The sequence below is a fragment of the Alistipes sp. 56_sp_Nov_56_25 genome (assembly GCF_001915285.1).
In the GTDB taxonomy this organism is placed as follows: domain Bacteria; phylum Bacteroidota; class Bacteroidia; order Bacteroidales; family Rikenellaceae; genus Alistipes; species Alistipes shahii.
Genome location: NZ_MNQF01000015.1, coordinates 1 through 20565 on the forward strand (window position 1 = coordinate 1; position 20565 = coordinate 20565).

At 61.9% G+C, this 20565-nt stretch carries 20 protein-coding genes; 16 read left to right on the forward strand and 4 right to left on the reverse strand.

What is annotated here, in order from left to right:
* The first annotated feature begins 200 nt into the window (after positions 1 to 200).
* The 11 genes from BHV64_RS05755 (at position 201) to BHV64_RS05805 (ending at position 10663) form a co-directional block, all read left to right on the forward strand.
* Entirely contained in the window at positions 201 to 563 is a 363-nt protein-coding gene (locus tag BHV64_RS05755) for a hypothetical protein (protein WP_022061758.1), read from the forward strand.
* A 104-nt stretch (positions 564 to 667) separates the two neighbouring features.
* Entirely contained in the window at positions 668 to 1018 is a 351-nt protein-coding gene (locus BHV64_RS05760; protein ID WP_009599057.1) for an NADH-quinone oxidoreductase subunit A, read from the forward strand.
* Positions 1009 to 1665 carry an NADH-quinone oxidoreductase subunit B gene (locus tag BHV64_RS05765; protein WP_288115640.1) on the forward strand — a complete coding sequence of 219 codons (657 nt, stop codon included), beginning with the start codon at positions 1009 to 1011 and terminating at the stop codon, positions 1663 to 1665. Before BHV64_RS05760 ends, BHV64_RS05765 begins: the two co-directional genes overlap by 10 nt.
* A gap of 62 nt (positions 1666 to 1727) precedes the next feature.
* The gene (locus tag BHV64_RS05770) at positions 1728 to 3275 is read left to right on the forward strand and encodes an NADH-quinone oxidoreductase subunit C (RefSeq protein ID WP_195580024.1); all 1548 of its coding nucleotides are present in this window, start codon (positions 1728 to 1730) and stop codon (positions 3273 to 3275) included.
* Between the two features lie 189 nt (positions 3276 to 3464).
* Entirely contained in the window at positions 3465 to 4541 is a 1077-nt protein-coding gene (gene nuoH / locus BHV64_RS05775; protein WP_015547409.1) for an NADH-quinone oxidoreductase subunit NuoH, read from the forward strand.
* A 2-nt stretch (positions 4542 to 4543) separates the two neighbouring features.
* Positions 4544 to 4984, forward strand: a complete 441-nt coding sequence (locus BHV64_RS05780; protein WP_022061763.1) for a NuoI/complex I 23 kDa subunit family protein — start codon at positions 4544 to 4546, stop codon at positions 4982 to 4984.
* Positions 4985 to 4987: 3 nt separating this feature from the next.
* Entirely contained in the window at positions 4988 to 5497 is a 510-nt protein-coding gene (locus BHV64_RS05785; protein WP_015547410.1) for an NADH-quinone oxidoreductase subunit J family protein, read from the forward strand.
* An 11-nt stretch (positions 5498 to 5508) separates the two neighbouring features.
* Positions 5509 to 5817: an NADH-quinone oxidoreductase subunit NuoK gene (gene nuoK / locus BHV64_RS05790; protein ID WP_022061764.1), complete on the forward strand. Its 309-nt coding sequence runs from the start codon at positions 5509 to 5511 to the stop codon at positions 5815 to 5817.
* Positions 5818 to 5839: 22 nt separating this feature from the next.
* Positions 5840 to 7732 (forward strand): NADH-quinone oxidoreductase subunit L, encoded by a 1893-nt coding sequence (gene nuoL, locus BHV64_RS05795; RefSeq protein WP_217726798.1) that lies wholly within the window; start codon positions 5840 to 5842, stop codon positions 7730 to 7732.
* 12 nt (positions 7733 to 7744) lie between these two features.
* Complete coding sequence (locus BHV64_RS05800; RefSeq protein WP_195580007.1) at positions 7745 to 9229, forward strand: complex I subunit 4 family protein; 1485 nt, start codon at positions 7745 to 7747, stop codon at positions 9227 to 9229.
* Between the two features lie 6 nt (positions 9230 to 9235).
* Positions 9236 to 10663, forward strand: a complete 1428-nt coding sequence (locus BHV64_RS05805; RefSeq protein ID WP_217726796.1) for an NADH-quinone oxidoreductase subunit N — start codon at positions 9236 to 9238, stop codon at positions 10661 to 10663.
* A 96-nt stretch (positions 10664 to 10759) separates the two neighbouring features.
* On the opposite strand, the gene BHV64_RS05810 is transcribed toward BHV64_RS05805, so the two are convergent.
* The 4 genes from BHV64_RS05810 to BHV64_RS05825 all read right to left on the reverse strand — a co-directional run bounded on the left by BHV64_RS05810 (position 10760) and on the right by BHV64_RS05825 (position 15256).
* On the reverse strand, positions 10760 to 11233 hold the full coding sequence (locus tag BHV64_RS05810) for a methylated-DNA--[protein]-cysteine S-methyltransferase (RefSeq protein WP_168948917.1): 474 nt from the start codon (positions 11231 to 11233) through the stop codon (positions 10760 to 10762).
* The gene (locus BHV64_RS05815) at positions 11230 to 13365 is read right to left on the reverse strand and encodes a S9 family peptidase (RefSeq protein ID WP_168948916.1); all 2136 of its coding nucleotides are present in this window, start codon (positions 13363 to 13365) and stop codon (positions 11230 to 11232) included. Before BHV64_RS05815 ends, BHV64_RS05810 begins: the two co-directional genes overlap by 4 nt.
* A 187-nt stretch (positions 13366 to 13552) precedes the next feature.
* Positions 13553 to 14239, reverse strand: a complete 687-nt coding sequence (locus BHV64_RS05820) for a hypothetical protein (protein WP_288115641.1) — start codon at positions 14237 to 14239, stop codon at positions 13553 to 13555.
* Positions 14240 to 14251: 12 nt separating this feature from the next.
* The gene (locus BHV64_RS05825; RefSeq protein WP_015547416.1) at positions 14252 to 15256 is read right to left on the reverse strand and encodes a glucosaminidase domain-containing protein; all 1005 of its coding nucleotides are present in this window, start codon (positions 15254 to 15256) and stop codon (positions 14252 to 14254) included.
* 76 nt (positions 15257 to 15332) lie between these two features.
* Here BHV64_RS05825 and BHV64_RS05830 point away from each other — a divergent pair, with 76 nt between their 5' ends.
* From BHV64_RS05830 to BHV64_RS05850, 5 genes are all read left to right on the forward strand, one after another.
* Positions 15333 to 15938, forward strand: a complete 606-nt coding sequence (locus BHV64_RS05830) for a DUF4254 domain-containing protein (protein ID WP_015547417.1) — start codon at positions 15333 to 15335, stop codon at positions 15936 to 15938.
* Entirely contained in the window at positions 15922 to 17037 is a 1116-nt protein-coding gene (locus BHV64_RS05835; RefSeq protein WP_022061770.1) for a glycosyltransferase family 9 protein, read from the forward strand. The genes BHV64_RS05830 and BHV64_RS05835 overlap by 17 nt, the downstream gene beginning before the upstream one ends.
* Positions 17038 to 17253: 216 nt before the next feature.
* On the forward strand, positions 17254 to 18921 hold the full coding sequence (locus tag BHV64_RS05840) for a DUF4886 domain-containing protein (protein ID WP_288115642.1): 1668 nt from the start codon (positions 17254 to 17256) through the stop codon (positions 18919 to 18921).
* 5 nt (positions 18922 to 18926) lie between these two features.
* On the forward strand, positions 18927 to 19499 hold the full coding sequence (locus BHV64_RS05845; protein ID WP_044054475.1) for an RNA polymerase sigma-70 factor: 573 nt from the start codon (positions 18927 to 18929) through the stop codon (positions 19497 to 19499).
* Positions 19500 to 19515: 16 nt separating this feature from the next.
* Positions 19516 to 20538 carry a FecR family protein gene (locus tag BHV64_RS05850; protein WP_015547419.1) on the forward strand — a complete coding sequence of 341 codons (1023 nt, stop codon included), beginning with the start codon at positions 19516 to 19518 and terminating at the stop codon, positions 20536 to 20538.
* Positions 20539 to 20565: the final 27 nt, after the last annotated feature.

A 20565-nucleotide genomic window follows, 5' to 3' on the forward strand; every position in this document is an offset into this window, starting at 1 on the left:
CATTCGAAAGCTTCTACAGGGCGAACCGAAACGAAAAACAGCCTGATTGTCAATACCACTACGCTTATTTGCCCGTTTTGAGGATTTGTTGTACTTTTGCTTTCAAAATTCGTCATTTTGTGATCTTTTTGGTTTGCCAATGTGCTTTTCTGCGTAAAAGAGTGTATCTTCGCAGCGTAGAAATTTATGATTCGGACCGGATGCAGGAGAGAATTCAATTGGCATTGATCCTGTTGCTCTTCGCCTTGGCGGGGAGTCTGGAGGATACGTCGTTCCGCAGCGGCGCGGAGAGCGTGCGCCCTGCCCTGACGCAATCCTCGGTTGCCGGTTCGCACGCCGCGGCATGCAATTATTTCTCCGCCGCGATCTGTCCCTGCGCCGTCTCGATCGAGGCTCCCGCAGCTCCTTCGGACCATAAGGCCGCCGTGCGGCAGCTTGCCGGCGCGCGCGTCGCCTGTGATGCCGCTTTCGGCCTCCGTACCGCAATGCGGACCTATTCCCCGGCTTTGCACCCCGACGCCGTGGATTACTACGTCTTCTCTCTGGGGCGCATTCTGATTTAGCCTTTTCCGCCGTTTTACCTGCCGCATGTTTCCGGGGCTTTGCCGTCCGCGGGGCGTGCGTGCGTTCGTCGTGCCGGAATTAAAAATCGTAAAACAACATATCTATGTATTTCACGCTATTGGTGGTCGTCATCCTTACGGCCATTGCGCTGGTCGCAGTCGCGCTGGGCATCGCCCGCGCCGTGTCGCCGCGTTCGTACAACCCCCAGAAGGGCGAGGCTTACGAGTGCGGCATCCCGACGCGCGGACGTTCGTGGATGCAGTTCAAGGTGGGTTACTACCTCTTCGCCATCCTCTTCCTGATGTTCGACGTCGAGACGGTGTTCCTCTTTTCGTGGGCCGTCGTCGTGCAGGAACTGGGCGTCTACGGACTGGTGAGCATTCTCTTCTTTTTGGTGGTACTGATTCTGGGCCTTGCCTACGCATGGCGGAAAGGAGCTTTGGAATGGAAATAAAGAGACCGAAAATCAAGTCGATGAAGTACGAAGACTTCAACGACAACGAATACCTCGAACAGATGGTGCGCGAACTGCGCGAGAACGGAACCCATGTGGTGGCGGGATGTCTCGACGAGGTGATCAACTGGGGGCGCAGCAACAGCCTCTGGCCCCTGACGTTCGCCACGAGCTGCTGCGGCATCGAATTCATGGCCGTGGGCGCCGCGCGCTACGACTTCGCCCGGTTCGGGTTCGAAGTGGCCCGCGCCTCCCCGCGCCAGGCCGACTTCATCATGGTCGCCGGAACCATCACGCACAAGATGGTCCCGGTGCTCAGGCGCCTTTACGACCAGATGGCCGATCCCAAATACGTGATCGCCGTGGGCGGCTGCGCCATCAGCGGCGGTCCGTTCAAGAAGTCGTACCACGTGGTCAACGGCGTGGACCGGATTCTGCCCGTCGACGTTTACATCCCCGGATGTCCGCCGCGTCCCGAGGCGATGCTCTACGGACTGATGCAGCTCCAGCGCAAGGTGAAACTGCAACGCTTCTTCGGCGGCGTGAACCGGCAGATCGGCCGCGAGGAGTACGAACGGCTGCTGCGGAGCGACCTGACGGCGGAGAAGAACGATTTGAATGTGGACGAAGAAAAACGAGAATTATGACCCTGACAGATAAAATGAAGGCCTGGGAGCCTGCGGCCGTGTGGTCGGAGGCCGGCGAGGGGATGTTCACCGTGCCGGCGGAAGCTTTCCGCGGGGTGGCCGAACGCCTGAAGGCCGAAGGCTTCGATTTCCTGCGCAGCCTCACGGGCATGGACTGGGGCGAAGAGGGCTTCGGCGTGGTGTACCACCTCGAAGCCACCTCGACGGGCGAGAACGTCGTGGTGCGGACGCTGACTCCGGAACGCGAACGCCCGGTCCTGCCCTCGGTGTGTGACCTGTGGAAGGCCGCCGAGCTGAACGAGCGCGAGGCGTTCGACTACTTCGGCATCCGTTTCCTGAACCATCCCGACATGCGGCGGCTGTACCTGCGCGACGATTGGGTGGGACATCCCCTGCGCAAGGACTACGATCCGGCGTCGAACCCGCTCCGCATGAGCAACGAGGTGTCGAAGGACAGCGCCCCGACCTTCGAGTTGCAGCCCGACGGCAGTTTCATACGCGGGCGCAACGTGCTTTTCGAGGAGGCGGAGTACGTCATCAACGTCGGTCCCCAGCACCCGGCCACGCACGGCGTGCTGCGCTTCCGCGTGTCGCTCGAAGGCGAGATCATTAAAAAACTCGACGTGCACTGCGGCTACATCCACCGCGGCATCGAGAAGATGTGCGAGGAGCTGACCTATCCCCAGACCCTCGCCCTGACGGACCGTCTCGACTACCTCGGGGCGTCGCAGAACCGCCACGCCCTCTGCATGTGCATCGAAAAGGGGCTGGGCGTCGAGGTGCCGGAGCGCGTGCAGTACATCCGCACGATCATGGACGAGTTGCAGCGCATTGATTCGCACCTGCTCTTCTTCGCCTGCCTGTGCATGGACATGGGCGCGCTGACGGCCTTCTTCTACGGTTTCCGCGACCGCGAGAAGGTGCTCGACATCCTGGAGCAGACCACCGGCGGCCGCCTGATCCAGACTTACAACACCATCGGCGGCGTGCAGGCCGACATCCATCCCGATTTCGTGCGCAAGGTCAAGGAGTTCATCGCCTACATGCGTCCCGTGCTGCGCGAGTACCACGAGATTTTCACGGGCAACGTCATCGCGCAGGAGCGTCTGAAAGGCACCGGCGTGCTGACGCGCGAGGATGCCATTTCGTTCGGCGCCACGGGCGGCACGGGCCGCGCCGCAGGGTGGGCCTGCGACGTGCGCAAGCGCCATCCCTACGCCGTTTACGGCAAGGTGGATTTCGAGGAGGTGCTCTTCACCGAGGGCGACTGCCTGGCCCGCTACATGGTCCGCATGCGGGAGATCGAGCAGAGCATGCACATCATCGAGCAGTTGATCGACAACATTCCCGAAGGCGAATACCAGTTGAAGATGAAGCCCGTGATCCGCATTCCCGAGGGCAGCTACTACGCCGCCGTCGAGGGAAGCCGCGGCGAGTTCGGGGTCTTCATCGAGAGCCGGGGCGACAAGTTCCCCTACCGCATGAAGTTCCGCTCGACGGGTCTGCCGCTCGTCTCTTGCCTGGAGACCATCGCCCGGGGGACGAAGATCGCCGACCTGATCGCCATCGGCGGCACGCTGGATTACGTGGTTCCGGATATTGACAGATAAAAGAGACTCTATGACCATGATGCATCATATCACGCTGTCGAATGGCGTTTTCGCCGCCTGCGGCGTCGTTTGCAAGTCCGACCCCACCCCAAACCCCTCCCTCGGGGAGGGACTTGGTGCCGCTGCGCGGCAAAATTGGCGTTTCGGACGGTTGTGCCATAATCTGTAATAGCGAAAAATTGTATTGCTATGTTCGACTTTTCTATAATTACGAGCTGGGTCCACGGGCTGCTGACCTCGCTGATGCCCCTCGGGCTGGCCGTTTTCATCGAATGCGTGATCGTCGGCGGCTGTCTGCTGCTGATGTACACCGTGATCGCCATCCTGATGATCTTCATGGAACGCAAGGTCTGCGCGGCCTTCCAATGCCGCCTCGGGCCGATGCGCGTGGGTCCGTGGGGTACGGTGCAGGTCATCTGCGATGTCTTCAAGATGCTCACCAAGGAGATCATCACCATCCGCCGTTCGGACAAGTTCCTCTACAACCTCGCGCCCTATATCGTCATCCTCGCCTCGGTGCTGGCCTTCGCCTGTCTGCCGGTCAACAAGGGGCTGGAGGTGCTGGATTTCAACGTGGGCGTCTTCTTTATGATGGCCGCCTCGTCGATCGGTGTGGTCGGCATTCTGCTGGCGGGGTGGAGTTCCAACAACAAGTATTCGCTCATCGGCGCCATGCGCAGCGGTGCGCAGATGATCTCCTACGAGCTTTCCATCGGCCTCTCGATCCTCACGATCATCGTGCTGACCGACACCATGCAGTTCTCCGAGATCGTGGCCCGGCAGGCCGACGGGTGGTTCCTTTTCAAGGGCCACATTCCGGCGCTGATCGCCTTCGTGATCTACCTCATCGCCGGCAACGCCGAGGTCAACCGCGGCCCGTTCGACCTCCCGGAGGCCGAGTCGGAGCTGACGGCGGGCTACCACACCGAGTATTCGGGCATGCACTTCGGGCTGTTCTACGTTGCCGAGTTCGTCAACCTGTTCATCGTCGCGGGCGTCGCCGCCACCATCTTCCTCGGAGGCTGGATGCCGCTGCACATTGCGGGCTGGGAGGGCTTCAACGCCGTGATGGACTGCATTCCGGGTTTCGTGTGGTTCTTCGCCAAGGCGTTTTTCGTGGTGTGGCTGCTCATGTGGATCAAGTGGACCTTTCCGCGCCTGCGCATCGACCAGATCCTGACGCTCGAATGGAAATACCTCGTTCCCATCGGGCTGGCGAACCTGTTGCTGATGGTCATTGTCGTCGTCTTTAAACTGCATTTTTAGTTATGAGTAGCTATATCAAAGGCCTTTTCCACGGACTGGGAACCCTTTTGACCGGACTTAAAGTGACGGGGCGCGAGTTCTTCACGCCCAAGATCACCGAGCAGTATCCCGAAAACCGGGCCACGCTGAAGATGTACGACCGTTTCTGCGGCTCTCTGACGATGCCCCACGACGCCGAGGGGCGCAACAGGTGCATCGCCTGCGGGCTGTGCCAGTCGGCCTGCCCCAACGGGACCATCCGCCTCACGACCGAGACGGTCGCCGACCCCGGGACGGGCAAGACAAAAAAACGGCTGGTGCGCTATGAGTACGACCTGGGGTCGTGCATGTTCTGCCACCTGTGCGTCAATGCCTGCCCGACCGGCGCGATCCGCTTCTCGACCGATTTCGAGCACGCCGTCTACACGCGCGAAAAGCTCGTCAAACAACTCAACAAACAGTAAGTCATGGAAATAACACTCGAATTGATCGTTTTCACGGTCCTGGCGCTGTTCATCGGCGTCAGCGCGATTCTCGCCGTGACGACCCGGCGCATCCTGCGCGCCGCGACCTACCTGCTGTTCGTGCTCTTCGGTACGGCGGGCATCTACTTCCAGCTCAACTACTCGTTCCTCGGGGCGGTGCAGCTGCTGATCTACGCCGGCGGCATCACGGTGCTCTACGTCTTCTCGATCCTCCTGACGTCGAGCCAGGGCGACAAGGCCGAGGACCTGAAGGGCTACAAGCTCTTCGTGGGGCTGGGCGCCGCGCTGGCCAGCCTGGGCATCTGCCTCTGGATAACGCTCCGCCACGACTTCCTGCCCTCGCATTTCGAGCACGGCGAACTGCACGTGCGGACCATCGGCCACGCGCTGATGAGCAGCGGAAAATACGGTTACATCCTGCCGTTCGAGGTGATCAGCCTGCTGCTGCTGGCCTGCATCGTCGGCGGCATCCTCATCGCGCGCAAACGCTAAAAAACACGACTATGATACACATGGAATATTACCTGATTGTCTCCACGGTGATGATGTTCGTGGGCATTTACGGATTCGTCACGCGCCGCAACCTGCTGGCGATGCTGATTTCGGTCGAGCTGATTCTCAACTCGGTGGACATCAATTTCGTGGTCTTCAACCGCTTCCTCTTCCCCGAGCAGCTCGAAGGGTTCTTCTTCGCCCTGTTCGCCATCGGAATCAGCGCCGCGGAGACCGCCGTGGCCATCGCCATCATCATCAATATCTACCGCAACATCCGCAACATCGGCGCCCGGAGCCTGCGGGAAATGAAGTGGTAACGGTGCGAAAAAACGATCTTCTATGGAATATACGATTCTGATTCTGTTGCTTCCGCTGGCGAGTTTCCTCGTGCTGGGGCTTGCGGGCATGAAGATGCGTCCCGCGGCGGCGGGCGCCGTGGGCACGGCCGTGCTGGCCGTCGTGGCGCTGTTGAGCTATTGGACGGCTTTCGAATACTTCTCGGCCGGGCGCGATGCCGCGGGCGTGTTTCCGACGCTGATCCCCTGGAACGCCGTGTGGCTGCCCATCGGCGGTGCGCTGCACATCGACCTGGGCATTCTGCTCGACCCGATCTCGGTGATGATGCTCGTGGTGATCTCCACGGTGTCGCTGATGGTCCACATCTATTCGCTGGGCTACATGAAGGGCGAGCGGGGCTTCCAGCGTTACTATGCCTTTCTGTCGCTCTTCACGATGAGCATGATCGGGCTGGTCGTGGCGACCAACATCTTCCAGATGTACCTCTTCTGGGAGCTGGTGGGCGTCAGCTCCTACCTGCTGATCGGCTTCTACTATACGAAGAAGGAGGCCGTGGCCGCTTCGAAGAAGGCCTTCATCGTGACGCGCTTCGCCGACCTGGGCTTCTTGATAGGCATCCTGATCTACGGCTACTACGCCGGGACCTTCTCCTTCACGCCCGAGACGCACGCGCTGGTGGCCGCCGGGGCGATGATCCCGCTGGCGCTGGGACTGATGTTCGTCGGCGGCGCGGGCAAGAGCGCCATGTTCCCGCTGCACATCTGGCTGCCCGACGCCATGGAGGGTCCCACGCCCGTGTCGGCGCTGATCCATGCCGCGACGATGGTCGTGGCGGGCGTCTACCTCGTGGCGCGGATGTTTCCGCTCTTCATCGGCTATGCGCCCGAAGTGCTGCATTGGACGGCTTATGTCGGGGCCTTCACGGCGTTTTACGCCGCCGTCGTGGCCTGTGTGCAGAGCGACATCAAGCGTGTGCTGGCGTTCAGCACCATTTCGCAGATCGGGTTCATGCTCGTGGCGCTGGGCGTCTCGACCTCGGCCGACCCGCACGCCGGAGGGCTGGGTTACATGGCCTCGATGTTCCACCTCTTCACCCACGCCATGTTCAAGGCCCTGCTGTTCCTCGGCGCGGGGTGCATCATCCATGCCGTGCACTCCAACGAGATGTCGGCCATGGGCGGCCTGCGCCGCTACATGCCGCTGACCCACTTGACGTTCCTCGTGGCGTGCCTCGCCATCGCGGGGATCTGGCCCTTGAGCGGTTTCTTCTCGAAGGACGAGATCCTGACGGCCTGCTTCGCCTTCTCACCCGTCATGGGGTGGGTGATGACCGCCATCGCGGGACTTACGGCCTTCTACATGTTCCGGCTCTATTACGGTGTTTTCTGGGGCGCGGAGAATCGCGAACTGCATGCGGCGCACAAGCCGCACGAGGCTCCGCTGACGATGACCCTGCCGCTGGTGTTTCTGGCGGCGGTGACCTGCGTGGCGGGATTCATCCCCTTCGGGGAGTTCGTGTCGAGTGACGGCGCGCCCTATGTCATCCATATCGACCGGAGCGTTGCCGCCGTGAGCCTCTGCGTCGCCGCTGCGGCCATCGCGCTGGCGACGTGGATGTACGCCCGCGACCGGCAGCCCGTGGCCGACAGGCTGGCCGCGACGTTCAGCGGCCTGCACCGCGCGGCCTATCGCCGGTTCTACATCGACGAGGTCTACCAGTTCATCACCCACCGGGTGATTTTCGCCTGCATCTCGACGCCCATTGCGTGGTTCGACCGCCATGTGGTCGACGGCTTTATGAATCTCCTCGCCTGGGGCGCCAACGGCGCCGCCTGGCTCATCCGCGACATGCAGAGCGGCAGCGTGCAGCGTTACTGCATCTGGTTCCTCGGCGGTGCGCTGGGCCTCACGATCCTGATTCTTCTAATCTGTTAATCCGAACGAGTTATGAATATACTATCTCTGTTTCCCGCCGTTCCGCTCGTGATGATGCTGGGTCTGTGGCTCTCGAAGTCCACGCGGCAGATTCACACGGTGATGGTCGCAGGCTCTTCGCTGCTCGTGGCGCTGGCCGTCGTGCTCGTGGTGCAGTACCTCGGGCTGCGCGGCGCGGGCGAGACGGCGCAGATGCTCTTCACCGAAAGCCGCGTCTGGTATGCGCCGCTCAACATCCACTACGCCGTGGGCGTCGACGGCATTTCGGTGGCAATGCTCCTGCTGTCAGCCGTCATCGTCTTCACGGGCACGTTCGCCTCGTGGCAGATGAAGACCGACGTCAAAGCCTACTTCCTCTGGTTCTGCCTGTTGAGCGTGGGGGTGTTCGGGTTCTTCATTTCGGTCGACCTCTTCACGATGTTCCTGTTCTACGAGGTGGCGCTGATCCCGATGTACCTGCTGATCGGCGTCTGGGGCAGCGGGCGCAAGGAATACGCCGCCATGAAACTGACGCTGATGCTCATGGGCGGTTCGGCGTTGCTGCTGATCGGCATTCTGGGCATCTACTTCGGTGCGGGCGCCACGACGATGAACATTCAGGAGATCGCCGCGCTGAACAACATTCCCGTTGCCCAGCAGCGCATCTGGTTCCCGCTGGTGTTCATGGGTTTCGGCGTGCTGGGCGCGCTGTTCCCGTTCCATACGTGGAGCCCCGACGGCCACGCCTCGGCCCCGACGGCCGTGTCGATGCTTCACGCCGGGGTGCTGATGAAGCTGGGCGGATACGGCTGTTTCCGGGTTGCTATGTATCTTTTACCCGAAGCGGCGCATGAATTGAGCTGGGTATTTATCATCCTGACAACGATTTCCGTCGTCTACGGCGCCTTCTCGGCCTGCGTGCAGACCGACCTCAAGTACATCAACGCCTACTCCTCGGTGTCGCACTGCGGACTGGTGCTGTTCGCCGTTTTGATGATGAACACCACGGCCGGTACGGGCGCCGTGCTCCAGATGTTGAGCCACGGCCTGATGACGGCCCTCTTCTTCGCGCTGATCGGCATGATCTACGGCCGCACCCACACGCGGGACATCCGCCAGCTGGGCGGGCTGATGAAGGTGATGCCGTTCCTCGCGGTCGGGTATGTGATCGCGGGTCTGGCCAACCTCGGGCTGCCGGGCCTGAGCGGCTTCGTGGCCGAAATGACCATCTTCAACGGCGCGTTTATGAACGCCGACACGTTCCACCGCGTGGTGACCGTCATCGCCTGCACGTCGATCGTCATCACGGCGGTCTACATCCTGCGCGTCGTCGGGAAAATCCTCTACGGCACGTGCGACAATCCCGAGCACCTGAAGCTTTCGGACGCCACGTGGGACGAGCGGCTGTCGGTCGTCTGCCTCGTCGTCGCCATCGCCGGCATGGGTCTGGCGCCGCTGTGGGTGAGCGACATGATCCGCGGCAGCGTCGCGGAGATCATTGCACATATTTTGAGTTAAGCGACTATGGATTACACCTCGATATTTACGCTGATGCGGGCCGAAGTGACCCTCACGGCGATTCTCGTCTTCGTGTTCCTCTACGACCTCATGGCCGGGGAGCGCGCACGCCGCCGCTTTTCGGCCGTGGTCTGCTGCCTGATGGTCGTGCAGGTGGTTGTGAACCTTGTTCCGGCTGCGGGGGGCGAACTCTTCGGCGGCATGTTCTGCCATACGCCGATGGACGGCATCGTTAAAAGCATGCTCTCCGTCGGGGCGCTGATCGTCTTCCTGCAGTCCGACACGTGGCTGCGCCGCGAGGACACGCGCCACAAGCAGGGCGAATTCTACATCCTGACCCTCTCGACGCTGCTGGGCATGTATTTTATGATCGGCGCGGGCAACTTCCTGCTGTTCTTCATCGGTCTGGAGCTGGCTTCGGTCCCGATGGCCTGTCTGGTGGCCTTCGACAAATACAAACGCTATTCGGCCGAGGCGGGGGCCAAATACATCCTCTGCGCGCTGTTCTCGAGCGGACTGATGCTCTACGGCATCTCGTTCCTCTACGGAACGACCGGGACGCTCTATTTCGGCGACATGGCCGCCCGCATCGACGGTTCGCCGTTGCTGGTGATGGCCCTGGTCTTCTTCCTCTCGGGGCTCGGCTTCAAGATTTCGCTCGTGCCCTTCCACCTCTGGACGGCGGACGCCTACCAGGGCGCGCCGACGAACGTGACTGCCTATCTTTCGGTGGTCTCGAAGGGCGCTGCGGCGTTCGTGCTGCTGACGGTGCTCGTGAAGGTGTTCGCCCCGATGACCGAACAGTGGCAGACGCTGCTCTGGATCGTGACGGTGTCGAGCATCACCGTTGCGAACCTCTTCGCCATCCGGCAGAAGGACCTCAAGCGTTTCATGGCCTTCTCGTCCATCTCGCAGGCCGGATACATCATGCTGGCCGTCATCGGCGGCAGCGCCATCGGCATGACCTCGCTGGTCTTCTATGTGCTGGTCTACATGGCCGCCAACCTCGCGGTGTTCGGCGTGCTGTCCGCCGTCGAGCAGCACAGCGGCGGCAGGGTCTCGCTGGAGGACTACAACGGGTTTTCCCGCACTAATCCCCGCCTGGCGCTGCTGATGACCCTGGCGTTGTTCTCGCTGGCGGGAATCCCGCCCTTCGCCGGGTTCTTCTCGAAATTCTTCGTCTTCGCCGCGGCTTTCAGTGGCGGATTCCACCTGCTGGTCTTCATCGCGCTGGTCAACACGGTCGTGTCGCTCTATTACTACCTGTTGATCGTCAAGGCGATGTACATTATGCCCGGCGACGCGCCGATCGCGGCGTTCCGCAGCGACCGTTACACGCGCGTCAGCCTCGCGCTCTGCATGGCAGGCGTCCTGCTGCTGGGCATCGTCAGCGCGGTTTACGACGGCATCAACGCCTTTGCGTTCGGGCTTTGACCCGGCGGGATATGCAGATGCGGGGCGCGGGAGACCGTGCCCCGCATTTTTTCGTGCGGGTGCGATTGGGGTTTGCGGGCCTGCCGCCGGGGTGCGTTATCGCCGCTTTTCCAGGGCGAGCAGCCGCTCCTTGATGTCGAGCCCTCCGGCGTAGCCCGTGAGCTTGCCGTCGTAACCCAGGACGCGGTGGCAGGGAATGACGATGACGATGGGGTTGCGGTTGTTGGCCATGCCGACGGCGCGGAACGATTTGTTGTGGCCGATCTGCATGGCGATATGTCCGTAGGTGCGGGTTTCGCCGTAGAGGATGGTTTGCAACGCCTGCCAGACGGATTGCTGGAAGGGCGTTCCGGCGGGTGCGAGCGGCAGCGAGAAGTCGCGGCGCGTGCCGGCGAAATACTCCCGGAGCTGCGCCGCCGCCTTCAGCAGCAGGGGTGTGGCGGCGGTTTCGGGGACGGCCGCGGAGCCTTCCGGAACTGCCGTGCCGAAACGGATCTGCGTCACAGCCTCGCCCGTAGCCGTGATCGTCACGGGGCCGACGGGCGTTTCGAGTTGCAATGTGTACGTCATAAATTCTTCAGAGTGTAGTCGATCATCTTTTGTCTTATGTGTGCCGTTGCGTCGGGCAACATCGAATGGTTCTGGTCGGGGTACACCATCATGTCGTACTGTTTGCCGGCGCGGTTGAGCGCCCGGGTCATCTCGACGGTGTTCTGGAAATGGACGTTATCGTCGGCCGTGCCGTGGATGATCAGCAGCCGCGTGCGCCGGTCGTCGAGCATCCGCGCGAAATTGATCGGCGAATTGTCGTCGTAGCCCGCGGCGTTGTACTGCGGAAGGTTGTTGTAGATCTCGGTGTAGATCGTGTCGTAATAACGCCACGAGGTGACGGGAGCCACGGCGATGGCCATTTTGAACAGCCCGAGGCCCTTCATCGCACAGCTCAGGGCCATGAATCCGCCGTAGGACCAGCCGTAGATGCCGATGCGCGCAGGGTCGACCCAGGGCTGCGCCGCCATGTGGCGGGCGGTCGAAAGCTGGTCCTCGACCTCCAGCGCCCCCAGGCGTCCGTAGGTGAGTTTCTTGAACTTTTCGCCCCGGAATCCCGTGCCGCGGCCGTCGGCGCAGACCACGATGTAGCCTTTGTCGGCGAGGGCGTCCTCCCAGTCCAGTGACCAGCGGTCGCGCACGGACTGCGAGCCGGGACCCGAATACTGGGTCAGCAATACGGGGTAACGCTGCGAGGGATCGAAGCCGCGGGGCTTGACCATATAGGCGTTGAGCGTGTCGCCGCGCTCGGTCGTGAAGGTGAAGAACTCCTTCACGGGGCGGTCGGCGGCGGCCAGTTCTTCGCGCAGGCGGCGACTGTCGGCCAGCGTGCGGACGGGTTTCCCGGCGGCGTCGCAGACCTCCGTGACGTTGGGGGTCGAGGCGTTGGAAAAGGTGGTGATGAAGTATTTCATCCCGGCGCTCGGGGCTGCGGTGTAGTAGCCCTCGCCCGTGGTGAGACGCTGTTTGTCCTTGCCGTCGAGGCGCACGCTGTACAGGTTGCGGCGCAGCGGCGAGGTCTCGGTCGAGAGGAACCACACGCGCCTGCCGTCGGTTCCCACGAGCTGGGTCACCTCCCACGGGCCTTTGGTCACCTGTTCGAGGATGCCCCGGCGGAGGCTGTACAGGTAGAGGTGCATGAAGCCCGTGTGGCTCTCCTGCCGCACGAGGAAACGGTCGCGGTCGACGAAGGTCACGGTCCCGTCGTCCACGCGCTCGACATATTGCTGCGCCCGCTCCTCGTAGACCGTGCGCTGCGCTCCGTGGGGTTCGCAGACGATCATCTCGAAGGTGTTCTGGCGGCGGTTGAGGCGGTAGTACCACGGCCGTCCGTCGGGCGTCCAGCCGATGCGGGGAATGTACTGGTCGGTCTCCTCGCCCGTGTCGATGCGCTCCCTGGCGCCGGTCTCGAGGTCGGCGATCCAGAGCTGGACCACGGAGTTGCGCTCCCCGGCCTTGGGGTATTTGAACGAATAGGCCCTGTTGTAGAGTTTGCCGTCGAAGCGCATCATCTCCATCAGCGGCACTTCGCTCTCGTCGAAACGCAGGTAGGCGATGCGGCGGCTGTCGGGCGAGAAGGCGTAGGCCCGCGTTGCGCCGAACTCCTCCTCGTAGACCCAGTCGGTCGTGCCGTTGATCACCTCGTTCCACGCCCCGTCGTCGGTGATGCGGCGCGTGGTCTGGGAGGCGATGTCGTAGACGTAGAGATCGTTGCGGTCCGAGTAGGCGATCTTCTGCCCGTCGGGCGAGAAGGAGGCGTCGCGCGGCGCTTCGGCGTCGCGCAGGACGGGGCGCACGGCGTTGTCGCGCACGAGTGAATAGCTGGTGGTGTACGAATGGCGGTAGATCGGCTTGCGGCCCGAGGCAATGAGGATCGACCGCTCGTCGGGCGAGAAGGCGTAGTCGGTGATGACGAGGTTCGGCGCGGGCGCGGGGAGCATGCTCTCGCCGGGAGCCGCGGAGGCGTAGCTGTAACGGACGATGTCGTTCGATTCGAGCGTGGTGTAGTGTTCGCCGTCGGCCATCGAGCGGATGCCGCGCACCGATTCGTTCAGCCCCCGCAGCCGGGCGATTTCGGCGTATTCGTTCTGGGCGCGGACGCTGCCCGTCAGGAGCGCCGCTGCGGTTATTAGCGGGAAAAGAATGGTTTTCAAGAGAAAATGACGTGTTGAAAGTTGTGTTCGATGCGTGGGGCGCGGTACGGCAAGTTCCCTCCGGAGGAGGGGTTCGGGGAAGGGCCGGATTTACGGCGTGCCGCTAAAGCGGCGATCATGTGCCGCAACCGCCGTTGCGGCACGCGGGACCCGGTGAAAATCGGAAGCCCCTCCCGTGTTCGGCCCGTTAAATGTCCTCTACGTCGAAGTCGTAGCCGAGGCGTTTGCCCGTCACGAACTTCGAGTTGTCCATCTTGGTGTTGAACTGGTCCACCGTCACGCGTTTGTTCTCCTCGTAGGGCGGCATCAGCAGGTCGAAGTTCAGCGCGAAGCCGATCGCCGATTCGAGAATCGCGACCAGCGCCTCCTGGCCGATCTCCGACTTGCCGAAATCCATCGCCCGCATCGAGTTCTGCTGCTTGCCTTCGGCGAAGTAGCGGCGTTCGCGGTTGATGAAGATGCGGCCGATCAGGTAGCCTTCGTCGGCGTTGCGGTTGAATTTGAACGAGTCGGACAGGAAGTTGTAGATGTTGATAAGTCCGCAGTAGGAGTTGTCGCGGTCGGCCTGCACGTAGGGGTTTTGCCAGATGAGGTGGTCGGAGCCGAACTCGAAGACGTCGGTGTGCATCTGGAAGATTAGGATGTCGTTGGCTACCTGCAACTGGGCCTCGAACTTGCCGCGGTCGCGGTATTCGAGCCTCACGCGGCGGTCGAGTTTGCCGTCCAGTTCGTCGTCCATCTCCGAGGCCATCTCCAGCAGCGTCTCCTTCAGGGAGTTGAACGCTCCGAAGGTGTTGTCGAAAACCCGTTGTTTGAGTGTCGACTTGCGGATGATGGTGTCGAGAATCTGTGCTCTCAGCGGGGTTGTTTTCATGGTATGTAGGTTTTATTTTATGCGTATTTCGCGTCCTGCGGCCAGCTCCTCGTCCTTGCGGAGCTTGTTGAGTTTCTCGATCGACCGCGTGCGGATGGCGTAGGACTGGCCCACGGAGTAGGCCGTTTCGCCCTGGCGGCAGATGTGGTGCCGGGAGTTGCCCTCCCAGCGTTTCCGCTTGCGTTCGATGTAGACCGCCTCGCCCGGCACCGGCTGGGCCTTCTTGTCCTTCAGGTCGTTGAATTTGCGCAGGTTGCGCGGCGAGAGGCGGAACTTCCGCCCGATGTTCTCGAACGTGTCGTTCTCCTTGGCCAGCACGTAGTGCACGCCGTTGGTGACGTAGACGTTGTAACCCTGGTGGGCGTTGATCGTCACGCGGTAGTTGTCCGGGTCGACGGCCCCCTCGGTCCGGGCCAGTTCCTCCACGCTGCTCTGCGACGAGAACCACTCTTCGGGGTCGCGTTTCAGGCCGTAGCGCGAGGCGTAGAGCCGTGCGCCGTCGGGCCGGTCGAGCAGGAAGAGCTGGTTCTCCTCGATGATGCGGATGAGCCGCTGCGCGTAGTCGGGGGCCGTGGCGTAGCCCGCGGCCTTGAGACCCCGCGCCCAGCTCTTGTAATCGTCGGAGGAGTAGGCGAACAGCGAGTCGTAGCGGGGCTGCGAGTCGAGGAATTCGGCGTGGTCCCGGTACGACGCCTCGACCGAGGGGTAGGAGCGGAAGCATTCGCCCTTGGCGTCGTCGTCGTGGTAGACCTTGTCGCCCGTCCAGTTGCGCTTGCACTTGATGCCGAAGTGGTTGTTCGACTTCATCGACAGCAGGCTGTTGCCGCAGTCCGATTCGAGGATTCCCTGCGCCATGGTGATGCTCGCGGGGATTCCGTAGCGCTCCATGTGGGCGATGGCGATGGGCATGTAGCGGCTGATGTACTCTTCGCGCGTCTGGCGCACCTGCGCCCCGAGCTGCACGGAGATGCAGAGGAGAATTCCGGAGAGGAGTATTGCTTTTTTGGAAAAAGTCATTATCTTTGTTTAATCGTTACCGACAAAGGTATGATTTTCCGGTGAAAAATCCAATAATACTATAAAACCGCAAGCTATGTTTACCGAAAACGCGAACCGTATTTTCAACCGGTCCATCGAGGAGTATCACCGCTGGGACGATGTGGACCATCCCATCGACAATCCCTACGCGCCGGGCACGATCGACCATTTGCTCTACCACAAGAACTGGATCGACACGGTGCAGTGGCACTTGGAGGACATTATCCGCGACCCGGCCATCGACCCCGCGGAGGCGCTTCTCATCAAGCGCCGCATCGACAAATCGAATCAGGACCGTACGGACATGGTGGAGTACGTGGACTCCTACCTGCTGGACAAATACAAGGACGTAACGCCTGCCGAAGGCGCCCGGCTCAACACCGAGACCCCGGCGTGGGCCATCGACCGCCTGTCGATCCTCGCCCTGAAGATTTACCACATGGCGCGCGAGGCGGAGCGTACGGACGTGGACGACGCGCATCGCGCGGCCTGCCGGAAGAAGCTGGACGTGCTGCTCGCGCAGCAGGTCGACCTTTCGCAGGCCATCGAAGAGCTGATCGAGGACATCGAGGCGGGCCGCAAGTACATGAAGACCTACAAACAGATGAAAATGTACAACGACCCGGCACTGAATCCGGTGCTCTATGGGCAGAAAAAATAGCGTGGGGACGGCGAACGGCCTCCCGAACGGGGAACGAGCGGGCGGTGCGGCGGCCGGGAGCGGCGCGCCGGTTCCGTGTCACCTGCTGGTGATGCGCACCTCGGCGATGGGCGACGTGGCGATGCTGCCGCATGCGCTCCGTGCGCTGACGGCCGCTTATCCCGATCTGCGGGTCACGGTGGCCACGCAGGCCATGTTCAGGCCCTTTTTCGCAGGGCTGGATGTCGGGTTTCTCGACGTCGATGTAAAAGGCGCCCATCACTCCCTGGCGGGAATGTGGCGGCTGGCCGCCCAGGCCCGGAGGCTGGGCGTGGACGCCGTGGCCGACGTGCACGACGTGCTGCGCTCGAAGGCGTTCCGCCTCGCGATGCGTCTGCACGGCGTTCCGGCGGCGCATATCGACAAGGGGCGCGCCGGGAAACGGGCGTTCATCCGCTGCGGCGGCCGCGGCATGGAGCCGTTGCGCCACACGGTGCTGCGCTACTGCGACGTTTTCCGGAAGCTGGGATTCGTGCTGGACGACCCTGCGCCCGCCGTGCGCCGGGACCGCCCCAATCCCTTCGGGGAGAAACACGGCGTGTGGGTGGGCTTCGCACCCTTCTCCGCACACCGGGGCAAGACCTATCCCGAGGAGCAGAGCCGCGAACTCGTGCGGATGCTCTCGGAGCGTTACGGGCGGGTTTTCATCCACGGAGGCGGAGGCGCCGAACAGGCGTTCGCCGAGGAGATGGAACGCACGTATCCCAACGTCACGGCCTTGTACGGCAAGGTCCGTTTCGCCGGGGAGATGGACCTTATCGCCAACCTGGACTGCGTGGTGACGATGGATTCGCTGGTGATGCACCTGGCGTCGCTCGTCGCGACGCCCGTGGTGTCGGTATGGGGCGCGACGCATCCCGGGCTGGGTTTTCTGGGCTACGGGGTTTCGTCCGGGAACGTTTTGCAGGCCGACATGGCGTGCCGTCCCTGCTCGGTCTTCGGCAACAAGCCCTGCCGCTACGGCGACTACCGCTGCCTGAAAGCCGTTACGCCCGAAATGGCGGCCCGGCGGGTGGCCGAAATCACCGGCAGCTTGCCGGAATGTTCCGGAAACGGATAAACCGATTGAATCCATAATCCGTTCGGGGATGACCTTACGGAGCGATCGGACGGGAACCGGGGCTGAAAGCAGGCCTCCGGTTCCCGTCCGGAGTTTTATTTCGCCTTATTCACCGCTCCGGTTCCGGGGGCCGTGTTTCATTTCCGTGAAATTGCATTTTCGGTTACGTAGAGGGTTCGCCTCATTCGTACTTATTATAACCGACCTGATGAACTTATGAAGAAACTTCTTTTTCACCTGCTGATTTTCACCTTGTTTGCGGCCGCCGCCGGCTGCTCTTCCGGCAAGGACGACGACGGAAATCCCGATGTCAGATTCTATGCGGTTCCGGCTTCGCTGAATTTCGAGGCCGGGAAAACGACCTTGCAGTTGAGCATCTCGACGACGGGGCATTGGACGATCGTGTGCGACGACGAGTGGCTGGAAGCCGTTCCGGCGGAAGGCACGGGGAGTGCGAAGGTCGGAATCACCGCGCAGGCGAATCCTTTGGCGCAGCAGCGCACCTCGTCGCTGACGATCGCATACGGCGGTGCGGAACCGGCCGTCGTGCCCGTCACCCAAAAGGTCTCCGGGGAGGAGTCGGTCGACCTGTTCGGCTCGACCGACGAGATGAAAGCCTACCTGAAAGCGCGCGTTGAAGCCTGCAATTACGCCGAGTCGGTGACGACGACCGCCGGAGGGGTGCTGAAGTTCGGCTTCAAGGGCGCCGCGACGCGGGGCGTTCGGAAAGAGGCGATTCCCTTCTTTACGGTGAACGGCGGCGGTTACTGGGCGGCCGACGGCGTTGCGACGCCGGTGAAAGCCGACGCGGAGGCCCTGCGGGGCGGGGCGTCGCCCGCGGTGACGCTGACGGCCGGCGGAACGATCGCTTTCGACGGGGCCGACACGGGCACGGCCGCTCCTGCGGACGGAGCCGTTGCGCTGCGCTGCGTGCTCGACACGGGGAAATACGTCTGTTTCGTCTTCGCCGACGGCGAGGTGATCCGGATCGGGAGCGAGCTTAACGGCTCGTTCACCCCGCCGCTGCCGGCGGGAGGCAAATCCCTCAAGATACTTTTTATCGGCAACAGTTTTACGGTCGATGCCACGGAGCATCTGCCGGGCATGTTGAAAAGCGCCGGAATCACCCATGTCCGGATGGTGCGGGCCTATCACGGCGGCTATAAGCTGCCCGAATTTTTCGAGAACTATGCCGCGCCGGACATCTGCACCTATTATTACTGCGAGCCGGGAGCGACGAAGTGGGAGAACGAAGGGACGCTGAACCGTTCGCTCAAGAGCATCGTCGAGTCGGATACGTGGGACATCGTGACGTTGCAGGAGCACACCGGTTCGTACTATGCGTGGGAGTGGGACGAGACCGAGCGGGGCGCGATTTCCGGACTTTGCGACTACATCCAGCAGGCGCAGCCCCTCGACCGGCCCACGATCGGCTACATCATGGCCCAGGCCTACGGAGCCTACCACTCCCATTATCCGAAGTATTTCGCCAACCAGCAGGCGATGTTCGAGGCGATCGTGGCCCAGGTGCGGAAAATCACCGCCCAGACCTGTATCGACATCGTGATCCCCTCGGGAACGTCGCTCCAGAATCTGCGGACCTCGTCGCTGAACAGGGACAACGGGATGGACCTCACGCGCGACTCCTACCACATGGACTACGGAATCAGCCGTTACGCGGCCGCCGCGACGGTGTTCCGGACGCTCGTCACGCCCTGCACGGGCGTCAGCGTCGAGGGAAACGGCTACCGCTATTCGACCTCCAGCACCTCGACGACGGGTTATTCGACGCCGGTTACCGACGCCAACGCCCCGGTGGCGATCCGGGCGGCGCTGGAGGCCTGCCGGACGCCCTATGCGGTTACGGACATGAGCAAATACTGACGGGCATGCAGAATCGTTTACGGGATTCGGAGCTTGTCGTGATGATGCGCGGCGGCGACAAGGCAGCCTTCGGAGTGCTTTTCGACCGCTACTACGACCTGCTGCACACCTTCGCCAGGCATATCGTCAAGGACTCTTCCGTGGCGGAGGACATCATCCAGAACGTCTTCGTCAAAATGTGGATGCGCAAGGAGCAGGTCAATCCCGAACTGTCGGTGCGCAACTACCTGCTGGTCGCCACGCGCAACGAACTTTTCGACTACATGCGGCTGCGGTACAACATGCTGCGCAGCGACATCAACGATGCGATGCTCAACGTCGCCGACGGCGATACGGACATTTACGACTACGTGGACGTGCGCGAACGGGTCGGGTTCATCGACTCGGTGATGCGTTCGATGCCCGACAAGCGGCGCGAGATATTCGCCATGCGCTACGACCGCAACATGACCAATGCCGAGATCGCCCGGGCGCTGAACCTCTCGATCCGCACGGTCGAAAAGCACGTCGACCTGGCGATCAAGCAGATCCGCAAGACGATCTCCGTCGTGACGCTCTTTTTTGTGCTGTTCTTCTGAAAACAAGACGAAACCTATGGATACCAAGAAAAATATGTCGCGTGAACAGCTGCTTGCCTACATGCGGGACAACTGCACGGAAGCCGAGGCGCAGCAGGTGCGCATGTGGCTGCGGGAGCGGCTGAAGGACCCGGGGCTGGACCAGCTGTTCAGCGACCTGCTGGACGCCACCGAGACCGAGTACGATCCCGAGGGCAAGGAGCGCGTGCGGCGTAAGCTGGACTCGATCCTCGCGGCATGCCCCGCCCCGAATTCCCCCCCCCGCAGCGGTAACCTCCGGCGGTGGCGGTGGTCCCTCCGTATAATCGAATACGCCGCCGCCGTTGCCGCCGTCGTTCTGGCGCTCCATTACAGGCATCAGGCCAACACCCCGCGCGAGTGGGTGGAGGTCTATGCCGGCATGGGCGAGCGCCGCGAGATCGTGCTGCCCGACAGCACGCACGTGTGGCTCAACGCCGGTACGAAACTCATCTATCCCAAGCAGTTCAACCGCTCGATGAGGCAGGTCTACCTGTCGGGCGAGATGTTCGCCGACGTCCGCCGCGACGAGGACCGCCCGTTCATCGTCTCCGCCGACCGGCTGGAGGTGAAGGTGCTCGGCACGCAGTTCAACCTCAAATCCTATCAGGAGGATGCCAAGTCGGAGGTGAGTCTGGTGCGCGGCAAGGTGTCGGTAGGCATCAAGGCGTCGAAGATGAACGGGAAACTCACCCTCGAGCCCGGAGACATCCTCCGTTTCAACAAGACCAACAATCACATCGACTTCCTCAATTTCGATCCCGATTCCTATGCGAACTGGATCGACAACGACAACTTCTTCTTCGTGGAGCAGACCCTGGGCGACATCGTCGCCGACCTGCGCCGCCACTTCGCCGTCGAGATCGTCGTCACGGACAAATCGCTGTGCGACGAGACCTACTACGCCTCGTTCGTCAACGAGGAGTCGCTCGACGAAATCCTCGATGCGCTCAACAAGGACCGCCTTTTCTCGGTGCGCAGGGAAGCCGAGGTATATTACATATCGCCACCCCTAAAATAACCATATCATGTAGTACACAGAACGAAC